Source organism: Dysosmobacter sp. HCP28S3_G4, assembly GCF_052065175.1.
Taxonomy (GTDB): Bacteria; Bacillota; Clostridia; order Oscillospirales; family Oscillospiraceae; genus Oscillibacter.
Map to the genome: position 1 here is coordinate 1 of NZ_JBQHUP010000066.1, position 10990 is coordinate 10990.

The 10990-nt window shown below is 63.8% G+C and carries 10 protein-coding genes and 1 pseudogene; 4 read left to right on the top strand and 7 right to left on the bottom strand.

The genetic code is table 11. The annotated features are described in order from the left end of the window. Positions 1-158 precede the first annotated feature (158 nt). From ACTNBU_RS11630 to ACTNBU_RS11640, 3 genes are all read right to left on the bottom strand, one after another. The gene (locus ACTNBU_RS11630) at positions 159-1031 is read right to left on the bottom strand and encodes a MetQ/NlpA family ABC transporter substrate-binding protein (protein WP_441034139.1); all 873 of its coding nucleotides are present in this window, start codon (positions 1029-1031) and stop codon (positions 159-161) included. Between the two features lie 67 nt (positions 1032-1098). Then, a complete protein-coding gene (locus ACTNBU_RS11635; RefSeq protein WP_441034141.1) occupies positions 1099-1761 on the bottom strand; it encodes a methionine ABC transporter permease in 663 nt (220 codons plus the stop codon). Between the two features lie 3 nt (positions 1762-1764). Then, positions 1765-2817, bottom strand: coding sequence for a methionine ABC transporter ATP-binding protein (locus ACTNBU_RS11640; RefSeq protein ID WP_441034143.1), 1053 nt, complete (start codon positions 2815-2817; stop codon positions 1765-1767). Between the two features lie 550 nt (positions 2818-3367). Here ACTNBU_RS11640 and ACTNBU_RS11645 point away from each other — a divergent pair. Then, positions 3368-4207, top strand: a complete 840-nt coding sequence (locus ACTNBU_RS11645) for a DUF368 domain-containing protein (protein ID WP_441034145.1) — start codon at positions 3368-3370, stop codon at positions 4205-4207. Positions 4208-4507: 300 nt separating this feature from the next. On the opposite strand, the gene ACTNBU_RS11650 is transcribed toward ACTNBU_RS11645, so the two are convergent. Next, a complete protein-coding gene (locus tag ACTNBU_RS11650; RefSeq protein WP_441034147.1) occupies positions 4508-5788 on the bottom strand; it encodes an aminotransferase class I/II-fold pyridoxal phosphate-dependent enzyme in 1281 nt (426 codons plus the stop codon). 140 nt (positions 5789-5928) lie between these two features. Between ACTNBU_RS11650 and ACTNBU_RS11655 the strand changes: the two genes are divergently transcribed. Further along, positions 5929-6576, top strand: coding sequence for a CatA-like O-acetyltransferase (locus ACTNBU_RS11655; RefSeq protein WP_441034148.1), 648 nt, complete (start codon positions 5929-5931; stop codon positions 6574-6576). Here the strand turns inward: ACTNBU_RS11655 and ACTNBU_RS11660 are convergent. Next, complete coding sequence (locus ACTNBU_RS11660; RefSeq protein WP_441034150.1) at positions 6573-7460, bottom strand: RluA family pseudouridine synthase; 888 nt, start codon at positions 7458-7460, stop codon at positions 6573-6575. The genes ACTNBU_RS11655 and ACTNBU_RS11660 overlap by 4 nt on opposite strands. Before the next feature lie 9 nt (positions 7461-7469). After that, positions 7470-7832 (bottom strand): fluoride efflux transporter CrcB, encoded by a 363-nt coding sequence (gene crcB, locus ACTNBU_RS11665; RefSeq protein ID WP_441034152.1) that lies wholly within the window; start codon positions 7830-7832, stop codon positions 7470-7472. Between the two features lie 305 nt (positions 7833-8137). On the opposite strand from crcB, the gene ACTNBU_RS11670 reads away from it, so the two are divergent. Then, positions 8138-9931 (top strand): ABC-F family ATP-binding cassette domain-containing protein, encoded by a 1794-nt coding sequence (locus ACTNBU_RS11670; protein ID WP_441034154.1) that lies wholly within the window; start codon positions 8138-8140, stop codon positions 9929-9931. Positions 9932-9998: 67 nt separating this feature from the next. Here ACTNBU_RS11670 and ACTNBU_RS11675 read toward each other — a convergent pair whose 3' ends face one another. After that, a complete protein-coding gene (locus ACTNBU_RS11675; protein WP_441034155.1) occupies positions 9999-10535 on the bottom strand; it encodes an O-acetyl-ADP-ribose deacetylase in 537 nt (178 codons plus the stop codon). A gap of 287 nt (positions 10536-10822) precedes the next feature. Here ACTNBU_RS11675 and ACTNBU_RS11680 point away from each other — a divergent pair. Beyond that, positions 10823-10990: pseudogene (locus tag ACTNBU_RS11680) on the top strand (transposase); the annotation flags it as partial.

The following is a 10990-nucleotide window of genomic DNA, read 5'->3' on the forward strand; positions in this document are numbered from 1 at the left end:
TGGAAATGGAATGACTCTGCCCATTTCCTATTTTCGATTCTATTTTCCCGAATATGTGCTGAAAACCCGGTTGCCGCCTAATTGCGCAACCGGGTTTCTCGACAGCCTGAGCCGCCGGCCACATGGCCGGCGGCTTTGCGTATGCGCTTGCTTCGGGATCAGAACAGGGGCACCACGGCGCCGCTGTAGGTGTTCTCAATGTAGGTCTTCACAGTGTCGCTGTGGAGGGCCTCCACCAGGGCCTGGATGGCGGCGTCGTTCTCGCGGCCCTCCTTCACGGCCAGAATGTTGGCGTACTCCTGAGCGGCGTCGCCCTGAGAGTCCTCAATGGCCAGGGCGTCGGTGGCGGCGTTGAGACCGCCCTGGAGGGCGTAGTTGCCGTTGATGACGGCCATGGCCACGTCGGGCAGGGACAGGGTCAGTTGGGCGGCCTCCATCTCGCGGATGTTCACCTTCACATTGTAGGAGGCGATGTCCTGAATGGTGGCGTTGGAGGCGGCGGTGATGCCGTCGTTCAGGGTGATGACGCCCTCCTGCTGGAGCAGGAGCAGGGCGCGGGTCTCGTTGGAGCCGTCGTTGGGCACGGCGATCTCGTCGCCGTCCTTCAGGTCGGCAATGGCGGAGACCTTACCGGCGTAGATGCCAAAGGGCTCGTAGTGGACGGTGCAGGCGGACACCAGATGGGTGCCGTAGTCGCCGTTGAACCAGTTCAGATAGTTGACGTGCTGGAAGTAGTTGGCGTCCAGGTCTCCCTCCTCCACGGCGGTGTTGGGCTGGACGTAATCGGTGTACTCCACGACCTCCAGGTCAATGCCCTGCTCGGCCAGGATGGGCTTGCACTGGGCCAGGATCTCGGCGTGGGGGGTGATGCTGGCGCCCACCTTCAGGGTGACGGTCTCGGCGGGGGCGGCGGAACCGGCGGCGCTGCCGGAGGCGGCGGGAGCGGAGGCGCTGCTGCCGGAAGAACCGCAGCCGGCCAGCAGGGACAGCGCCAGCAGGGCGCTCAGAGCGATGGTGCATACTTTCTTCATGTTCAAAACTCCTTTTCAAATTCGATCCAAATTTCCAAAAGCTGCTATGATGAACCGCAGAGGCGGTTTATCGGATGCGTTTGTCCATCCGGCTTGCCAGACGGTTGCCCACTCCCTGGACGATCTGCACCAGCAGGACCAGAATGATGACCTGGACCCACATGGTGACGGTCTCCTTGCGGTAGTAGCCGTAGTTGATGGCGATGGCGCCCAGGCCGCCGCCGCCCACGATGCCGGCCATGGCGGAGTAGCAGAGGATGGTGACGGTGGCGGTGGTGGCGCCGGAGATGAGAGAGGGTCTGGACTCCGGCAGGATCACCTTCACCACCACCTGCAACAGGGAGGCACCCATGGACTGGGCGGCCTCGATGGTGCCCCGATCCATCTCCCGGACGGAGCTCTCCACCAGACGGGCCACGAAGGGGAAGGCGGACACCACCAGGGGGACGATGATGGCCTTGCTGCCCACGGTGGTGCCGGTGATCAGTCGGGTGAGGCCCACCAGCAGGAAGATCATGATGAGGAAGGGCACGGAGCGCAACAGGTTAACGATGGTGCCCAGCACCTTGTTCACCGGCGCGTTGGGCCGGAGGCCCTGGCTGTCGGTGACGGCCAGCACCAGTCCCAGGGGCAGGCCGATGATGTAGGAGAACAGGGTGGAAAGGACCACCATGTAGAAGGTCTCCCAGAGACCCTGGGCGGTCATCTGCCAGAAAGCGGCGGTAAACATCTCTCAGACCTCCTCCTCTGCATAAGTGATGTGCTGGCTCTCCAGATAGGAGAGCATCCGGCCGGCCACGACCTCGTTTTCCGGCAGCTGGATCAGCATGTGGCCGTAGGCCTTGCCGTCGATGTCCCGGGTGTCGGCGTACCAGATGTTCACCGGCTCGCCGCAGGCCAGGACCATGCCGGCCACCACCGGCTGGTCGGAGGTGGTGCCGTCGAAGGTGATGCGGTAGACCTTTCCCCTGCCGTTGAAGCGGCGGACGGCGGCCTCGCCGCCGGGGATGATCAGCTCTCTGGCCGCGGCGGTTTTGGGATGGCGGAACACCTCGCTGACGTTGCCGGTCTCCACGATGTGGCTGTCCGCGATGATGGCCACGTGAGAGCATATTTCCTCGATGACGCTCATCTGATGGGTAATGACCACCACCGTGACGCCCAGCTGGCGGTTCAGGTCTTTCAGCAGAGCCAGGATGGAGGCGGTGGTGGCGGGGTCCAGGGCGGAGGTTGCCTCGTCGCACAGCAGCACCTTGGGATTGGTGGCCAGGGCGCGGGCGATGGCCACCCGCTGCTTCTGGCCGCCGGACAGCTGAACGGGGTAGGCCCGTTCACGGTCTTCCAGGCCCACCAGCTTCAGAAGCTCCCGGGCACGGGTCAGGGCGTCGGCCCGCTTCCAGCCCGCCAGCTCCAGGGGGAAGCAGACGTTGTCCAGGGCAGTACGCTGCATCAGCAGGTTGAAGCTCTGGAAGATCATGCTGATAGACTGCCGGGCCTTCCGCAGATCCTTTTCGGACAGTGCGGTCATCTCCTTGCCGTCCACCACCACACTGCCGCTGGTGGGACGCTCCAGCAGATTGATGCACCGCACCAGCGTGGATTTGCCTGCGCCGGACAGGCCGATGATGCCGAAGATGTCGCCGGCCTCCACGCTGAGATTGATGTCCTCCAAAGCGTGTACGGCGGACTCGCCGGTGCCGAAGGTCTTGGTGAGATGCCGGATTTCAATAATGGGCACGGGATCGCGCTCCTTCCTTGCGCCGGGGCGGCGCTTTTTTATGGCCATAAAAGACAATTGAACAACGGGGAGCGTGGCGGCGCGGAAAACAAAAAAGCCGCCCATGATGCAGATGCACCAAGGACGACGGATCGTACACGCCGTGTTACCACCTTGTTTTGCCGGAGCCTCGCGGCCGCGGCCTCTGAGAGTGCAGACACACTCCTGCGCGATGACGGGCGCTCCCGTTGCAGCCTATGCGGTCTCCCGCGGTCGGTGCACAACTCCAAGACCATGTTCGGCGCGGCCTTCCGTGTCCGTTTTCACCAGTCCGGACTCTCTTTGCCGTATCTCCGCGCGTACTCTTCTCTTCATCGTCTTTGCGGTGTTCAGTTGTTAATTTGCAGTTTAGACGGATTGCGGCGGAAAGTCAATCAGAAATTTTCACCATTCCATTTAGAAATCTCCATGGATTCTTTGTGCTTTTCTACAAAAGATGAAGAAAACCGGCGGCGGGCGCCGTATTTTTACATGGAGTGGATTGCATCCGATGGAGAGAACTGCTAAGATAAAACGAATTTCAGAAACCGACTCCGTCAGCTGGAAGGGAGGGGGTACCATGAACTGCAAAGACGGGATGCTCCGCTGGCTGCGGGACCTGCTGTGCGGCGCCCTCATCGGTGCGGGGGCCATCCTGCCCGGCGTGTCCGGCGGTGTGCTGGCGGTGGTGTTCGACATATACCGCCCCTTCATGGAGGTGCTGACCCATCCCTTCCAGGCGCTGCCGAAATACTGGAAATGGGTCCCGGCGCTGGTCATCGGCTGGTGCGTGGGCTTTCTGGGCTTTGCCCGGGGCATCTCCGCCATGATGGAGCAGTCCGACGCCGTGACCTACTGGCTGTTCATCGGTCTCATTGTGGGGACGCTGCCCCAGTTGTTCCGGGAGGCCGGGAAGGAGGGCAGGAGCCCTGGAGCCTGGCTCAGCTTCGCGGTGTGCTTCACCGTCATGTTCCTGGGACTGTACCGCGCCAGCCGCACTGCCGCCTTCCACGTGGAGCCCAGCCTGTTCTGGTACAACTTCTGCGGCGTGCTGTGGGGCATGGGCATCATCATCCCCGGCTTCACGTCCTCCTCCATCATTATGGCGCTGGACCTGTACCAGCCGCTGATGGACGGTCTGTCCCGGATGGACGTCCGGGTACTGGCCTCCACACTGCCGGGAATGCTGGTGACCATCGCCCTGCTGGCGCGGCTGGTGAGCTGGTTCTTCCGGCGGTTCTACGCCCTGGCCTTCCACGGCATTCTGGGCATCGTGACGGCCTCCACCCTGGTCATCGTCCCCACGTCCTACACCGGCGCCGGGGAGGCGGCTGTGGCGGCGGGATGCTGCGTGGGCGGCTTCCTGCTGGCCTACTTTCTGGGCCGTCTGGACAAGCGCGTGGGCCAGCCCGGCGCGTGAACAAGAGAACAGAAAACCGGCCGCACAGCGGCCGGCTCAGCTTGTCGAAAAACCCTGTCTGAAGGAAAAGAGTCCTTTTTTGCAGGGGGAGTACGAGGGGGCGGGAGCCCCCTCGTGTTGGATTGAATGCCTGCAAAAAGCCTGTGTCAGCAGGCGTTTGCGCCGCGCAGCGGCAGCTTTTCGGCCCGCTGCGCGGGCAGAAAAGCGAGGCATTGTTCAGGCTGTCGAAAAAGTCCATCGGACTTTTTCGACAGCCTGAACCGGCCGCACAGCGGCCGGCTTTTTATGTCTGTGGGCGGTTTACAGCTTCACCAGCCCGGCGTCCACCATCTTCTGGAGGCTCATGAGGATGCCCAGCTTGGCGTGATACCAGGTCAATCCACCCTGGAAGTACACGGCGTAGGGTTCCCGGATGGGGCCGTCGGCGGACAGCTCGATGCTGCTGCCCTGGACGAAGGCGCCCGCCGCCATGATGACGTCGCTGTCGTAGCCCGGCATAGCCCACGGCTCCGGCGTGACGTAGCTGTCCACCGGTGCGGCGGCCTGGATGCCACGGCAGAAGGCCTTCATGCCCTCCGAGCTGCCCAGCTCCACCGCCTGGATGATGTCGTGGCGCTCCTCGGCGGAGCCGGGGACGCACCGGAAGCCCAGATTCTCATAGATGCCTGCGGCGAAGATGGCGCCCTTCAACGCGCCGGACACCACAGTGGGGGACAGGAACAGGCCCTGATAGAAGGAGGGCATCAGGCCCAGGTTGGCGCCCACCTCCTGGCCCAGACCGGGGGCGGACAGCCGGTAGGCGCACCGCTCCACGCACTCCTTTGTGCCGCAGATGTAGCCGCCGATGGGGGCCAGACCGCCGCCGGGGTTCTTGATGAGGGAGCCCACCACCATGTCGGCTCCCACATCGGAGGGCTCGTTCAGCTCCACGAACTCGCCGTAGCAGTTGTCCACCATCACCTTCACGCCGGGCTTCACGGACTTGCAGAAGGCGATGAGCTCACCGATCTGCTCCACGGAGAAGCTGGGGCGGGTGGCGTAGCCCTTGGACCGCTGGATGGTGATGAGCTTCGTCCGCTCATTGATGGCGGCCCGGATGGCGTCATAGTCGAAGGAGCCGTCGGGCTTCAGGTCCGCCTGCCGGTAAGAGACGCCGTACTCCCTCAGGGAGCATTTGCTCTCCCGGATGCCGATGACCTCTTCCAGGGTGTCGTAGGGCGCGCCCACGGGGGACAGCAGCTCGTCCCCCGGCAGGAGGTTGGCGGACAGAGCCACCGTCAGGGCGTGGGTGCCGCAGGTGATCTGGGGCCGCACCAGGGCGGCCTCGGTGTGGAACACGTCGGCGTACACCCGCTCCAGATTGTCCCGGCCCTCGTCGTCGTAGCCGTAGCCGGTGGTGGCGGCGAAGTGGGTGGCGTTGACCCGGTTCTTCTGCATGGCGGCGATGACCTTGCCCTGGTTGTACTCCGCCGTCCGGTCAATGCGGGCGAAGCGGTCACGCAGACCCTCCAGCACCCGCTCGCCGTATTCATAGACAGCCCGGCTGACGCCCAGCTGCTCGTACATGGACTCCAATTCCATGAAAGTATCCTCTTTTCCGGGCTTCCCGCCCAAATTTCACAGCGCATCAAACTGTATCATATCCGCAGGGAAAACGCAAGCCCCTTGCGGTCCCGGCGGTCCTGTGGGATAATGGTTCCAAACTGCCGTGAGGTGATAGAATGTCCTGGAAGACCGTCGACATGTCAAAGGATCCCCGCCGGGGACAGTTCGCGTATTTCCGCACCCTGGCCAACCCCACCGCTGGCGTGACGGTGAGCGTGGATGTGACAGACCTGCGCCGCTGGTGCGGGGAGCGGGAGCTGGGCTTCTTCCTGCCCTTCTGCTACTGCGCGGAGCGGGCGGCCAACGCCGTTTCTGAACTGCGCCGCCGTATCCGGGAGACGGAGGTGGTGGAGTACGACTGGTGCCCCTCCTCCCACATTCTGGACCTGCCGGACGGAGCCTACTGCTATTGCGCCCTGCGGTCGGACGTGCCCTTTGAACAGTTCCTCACGGCGGCCCGGGCGGCCCAGGAGACGGCCCGCCGCGCGCCGTCGCTGGAGCTGGAGGGGGAAGGCGAAAGCGAAGCGTATCTCTACTTTTCCTGCCTGCCGTGGCTGACCTATACCGCAATCGTCCAGCCCATGGGCATCCCAGCGGACAGCAATCCCCGGATAACATGGGGCCGGTATGCTCTTCAGGAGGGGCGCTGGCGGATGCCGGTGACGCTGCTGGTCCATCACGCCCTGGCGGACGGCCTCCACATCGCCCGGTTCTATCAGGCGCTGGACCGGGAGCTGGCGGCGCTGACCGCGGAGAGGGGCTAAAGCTCCATCACCCGCGACATGTCCTCCGGAAGCGGAGCCGTCAGCTCCAGCGGCTCCCCGGTGACGGGATGCCGCAGGTGGAGGGCGCAGGAGTGCAGGGCGGGCCGGGGGATCAGGTCCGGGGCCTCTGTCCCGTAGAGCCAGTCCCCCGCCAGGGGATGGCCTACGGCGGACATGTGGAGCCGCAGCTGGTGGGTGCGCCCCGTCTCCGGGACGAGACGCAGCAGGGAGAACCGGCCGGTGGTCTCCAGCACCTCGTAACGGGACACCGACGGCGCACCGTCGGGCCGGATGCACCGCCGGACGGTGGAGGTCTCGTCCCGGCCGATGGGCAGGTCGATGGTTCCGGCGGGCGGCTCCGGACACCCGACGCAGACGCCCCGGTACTCCCGGTAAAAGTCCGGCGTGTGGAGGAGCTTCCGCAGGAGATTGTGGACGTAACCGCTCTTGGCCACGGCCATCAGGCCGGTGGTGCCCTTGTCCAGCCGGTTCACCACATGGAACACGGCGGTCTCCCCCTTCTGATACGCCAGCGCCCCGGCCACGGTGGGGGTCTCCGGCAGAAAGCTGGAGGCCAGGGCCACCATGCCGGCGGGCTTGTTCACCACCAGCAGGTAGTCGTCCTCGTAAACGATGGGCAGGGGAACGGCGCAGGGGATGATCCGTTCGTCCGGGGGCCGGACGTCGCCAATCTCCACGGTCAGCACGTCTCCGGCACGGAGAGTGGCGGTGGAGAAGGCCCGTTTTCCGTTGACCAGAATGCCGGTCTCCCGGCGGGTGAGCCCCCCGATGGCATGGGAGGAGAACCCCAGCCGTCCCTTCAGGACGCTGCGGACCTTCCGCCCCTCCTCCCGGGGCGTGATGACGATGGTAATGGTCTGCATGGCGGCTCCTCAGCGCAGATGTCCGGCGCAGTACAGCCCTGCCAGGACGCCCAGCAGGCACAGCACCAGACTGAGGGCCATGTACGCGGCGGCGAGGGCATAGCTGCCGGCTTTCAGCAGCTGCCAGGATTCCAGCGAGAAGGTGGAAAAGGTGGTGAAGCCGCCGCACAGTCCCGTTTTGAAGAACAGCTGCGCGTTCTGAGACAGTCCCCGTCTGGCGGCCAGACAGGCGATGAAGCCGATGAGCACCGCCCCCAGCACATTGGTACACAGCGTCAGAAGCGGGAACGCCCGCTTCCAGGGCAGCAGACTGACGGCATAGCGCAGCATGGCGCCCAGTCCGCCGCCCAGACCCACAAAAACAAAGTTCATGACGTCCTCCCGAGCAGCGCCTGTCCGTCCGGCGGACAGGCGTCGATGTCGGTTCCATCATACCAGACCGGGCATTCCAAGGCAAGAGCGCGGTTGACGCTCCGGAGCCGCCGTGATAAAATAAAGCGAATTTTCATATTAAAACTGATGAAAACGGTTCCAACCGTTTTCTAGCGCGAAGCGCGTTCAGTTTTTATGAGACGCCGAATTGTGCCTCTGCACAATTCGAGCGTGCGCAGCACGCGTGATTCCTGATGAAACTGTTTCATCAGGAATCAGTATCATACGGCACAGGAGGCAGACGTATGCTCTTATCCGCGGAACATCTGTCCATCAACTTCGGCAGCCGCCAGCTGCTGAGCGACGTGGACTTCTATCTCAACGAGGGGGACAAGACCGGTGTCATCGGCATCAACGGCACGGGAAAGTCCACCTTTTTAAAGGTCCTGTCCGGCGTCCAGGAGCCGGACGGGGGAAAGGTCAGCCGGGACCCCAACGTGCAGGTGAGCTATCTGCCCCAGAACCCGGTAATGGACGACGGCGCCACGGTGCTGGAGCAGGTGTTTCTCCACTTCCCGGCGGAGTTCCGGGAACTGAACGAATACGAGGCCAAGGCCATGCTGAACAAGCTGGGCCTGCCGGACTTCGACCAGAAGGTGGGGACCCTGTCCGGCGGACAGCGGAAGCGGGTGGCCCTTGCGGCGGCGCTGATCCACCCGGCGGACGTGCTGATCCTGGACGAGCCCACCAACCATCTGGACACGGAGATGGTGACGTGGCTGGAGGACCGGCTCCGCCGGTTCCGGGGCGGCCTGGTTATGGTGACCCACGACCGCTACTTCCTGGAGCGGGTGGTGAACCACATCACGGAGCTGAGCCGGGGAAAGCTGTACCACTACGAGGCCAACTACTCCAAATACCTGGAGCTGAAGGAGCAGCGGGCGGAGATGGCGGAGGCCAGCGAGCGCAAGCGCCAGTCCATCCTGCGGGTGGAGCGGGAGTGGATCATGCGGGGCTGCAAGGCCCGGACCACCAAGTCCAAGGAGCGCATCCAGCGGTACGAGAATCTGCTGAATCAGGCGGCGCCGGAGACGGACGACTCCGTGTCCCTTGCGGCGGCCTCCAGCCGTCTGGGAAAGAAGACCATCCAGCTGGACCATGTGTCCAAGTCCTTTGACGGGAAGTGCGTCCTGAACGACTTCTCCTACAGCGTCCTGCGCAGCGACCGCATCGGCATCGTGGGCCACAACGGCGTGGGCAAGTCCACGCTGCTGCACATCATCGCCGGGGAGCTGACGCCGGACAGCGGCACCGTGGAGATGGGCGCCACCGTGAAGGTGGGCCATTTCTCCCAGGAGGGCCGGGAGCTGGACCTGAACCAGCGGGTCTACGACTTCATCCACGATATCGCCGATGAGGTCCGCACCGACGAGGGCACCTTCACCGCCAATCAGATGATGGAGCGGTTCCTGTTTCCCGGCGATTTGCAGTCCCAGCCCATCGGACGGCTGTCCGGCGGCGAACGGCGGCGGCTGTATCTGCTGAGCATCCTGATGACCGCCCCCAACATCCTGCTGCTGGACGAGCCCACCAACGACCTGGACGTCACCACCCTGACCATTCTGGAGGACTATCTCCAGTCCTTCCCCGGCCCCATTCTGGCGGTGTCCCATGACCGGTTCTTCCTGGACAAGCTGGCCAATTCCATCTTCGAGGTCCGGGACGGCGGAGAGATCCTCCGCTACACCGGCAACTGGTCCGACTGGGAGGAGAAGCGGAAGGAGGAGAAGCAGGCGGCGGTGCCTGCGGAAAAGCCAAAGGCCGCGGCGGAGAAGCCCCGGGAGAAGCGGCCCAAATTCACCTTCAAGGAGCAGCGGGAGTACGAGACCATCGACGCCGAGCTGGCGGACCTGGAGCGGCAGCTCCGGGACTGTGAGGCCGCCATGGGGAGCTGCGGCAGCGACTACGTGAAGCTCCAGGAGCTGACGGACCGTCAGGCGGAACTGGAGGCCCTGCTGGAGGAGAAGACGGAGCGGTGGATGTATCTCTCCGAACTGAAGGAGCGGATCGACGCCTGGGAGGCGGAGCAGAAGAAATAACAGACGCCCGGAACAGGCACACAGGCCTGTTCCGGGCATTTTTGCGGATCAGCGGAGGCGAAAAGCCCTACAGCCGCTCCTCCTTGGTCCCGGCGTACAGGGCGTTGTAGGTCTGGCGGTAGACCCGGGCGGCGTCCTCCGTGTGGCAGACCATGCGGACCCGCTGCATCTCAGGGTGTTCTGCCAGATAGTCCAGGATGGCCTTCAGGGCCACCGGCGCGGCCTGGGCCACGGGATAGCCGAAGATGCCCGTGGAGATGGAGGGGAAGTCCACGGAAGCGATGCCGCGTTCACCGGCGGCAGTGAGGCTGGAGCGGTAGCAGGCGGCCAGCAGGGCGGCCTCCCCGTCTTTTCCGCCACGCCAGATGGGACCCACCGTGTGGATGACGTACCGGGCCTTCAGCCGGTAGCCCCTCGTCACCTTGGCCTCGCCGGTGGCGCAGCCGTGGAGGGTGCGGCACTCCGACAGCAGCTCCGGTCCCGCCGCCCGGTGGATGGCGCCGTCCACGCCACCGCCGCCCAGAAGGGTGTTGTTGGCGGCGTTGACGATGGCCTCCGCGTCAGACTGGGTCAGATCCCCTACGATGATGTCAAAGCGTCTCATGGCGCATCTCCCTTCCGCCGCCGCGGGCGGCTGCGATCCGATCAAAAGCCCCGGAGAGGGGCAGACGGTCTTTCTTTTTTCAGTATACCACCGGATAGAAAAAATGCAAGTCCTGGCGCGGGCGGGGGAAACAAACGGTTGCTTTACAAGGATCCGGGGGTATGGTATTCTGATGGTAAGAGGGTGCGCCAGTTCGGTGCAGGTAATATAGTGCGGTGAGAGACCGCGCCCGGCAAAGCGTAGCGAGCAGCCGATACTGCCTTGGAGCCGAAGCCGCGAGGTTAGGTTTAGCTATTGGTATCAATCTGGACGGCAAAAAAGATGTTCTGGGCATGTGGGTCGGCGAAAATGAGAGTGCCAAATTCTGGGCAACGGTGCTCAACGGCTTGAGAAACCGGGGCGTTGAGGATATTTTCATCGCCTGTACGGACAATTTGACCGGATTTTCCGCTGCG

Excerpts from the sequence above, each read along its gene's own strand:
- ACTNBU_RS11630 (WP_441034139.1), bottom strand. The coding sequence starts at position 1,031 with ATGAAGAAAGTATGCACCATCGCTCTGAGCGCCCTGCTGGCGCTGTCC.
- ACTNBU_RS11635 (WP_441034141.1), bottom strand. The coding sequence starts at position 1,761 with ATGTTTACCGCCGCTTTCTGGCAGATGACCGCCCAGGGTCTCTGGGAG.
- ACTNBU_RS11640 (WP_441034143.1), bottom strand. The coding sequence starts at position 2,817 with ATGGCCATAAAAAAGCGCCGCCCCGGCGCAAGGAAGGAGCGCGATCCC.
- ACTNBU_RS11645 (WP_441034145.1), top strand. The coding sequence starts at position 3,368 with ATGAACTGCAAAGACGGGATGCTCCGCTGGCTGCGGGACCTGCTGTGC.
- ACTNBU_RS11650 (WP_441034147.1), bottom strand. The coding sequence starts at position 5,788 with ATGGAATTGGAGTCCATGTACGAGCAGCTGGGCGTCAGCCGGGCTGTC.
- ACTNBU_RS11655 (WP_441034148.1), top strand. The coding sequence starts at position 5,929 with ATGTCCTGGAAGACCGTCGACATGTCAAAGGATCCCCGCCGGGGACAG.
- ACTNBU_RS11660 (WP_441034150.1), bottom strand. The coding sequence starts at position 7,460 with ATGCAGACCATTACCATCGTCATCACGCCCCGGGAGGAGGGGCGGAAG.
- crcB (WP_441034152.1), bottom strand. The coding sequence starts at position 7,832 with ATGAACTTTGTTTTTGTGGGTCTGGGCGGCGGACTGGGCGCCATGCTG.
- ACTNBU_RS11670 (WP_441034154.1), top strand. The coding sequence starts at position 8,138 with ATGCTCTTATCCGCGGAACATCTGTCCATCAACTTCGGCAGCCGCCAG.
- ACTNBU_RS11675 (WP_441034155.1), bottom strand. The coding sequence starts at position 10,535 with ATGAGACGCTTTGACATCATCGTAGGGGATCTGACCCAGTCTGACGCG.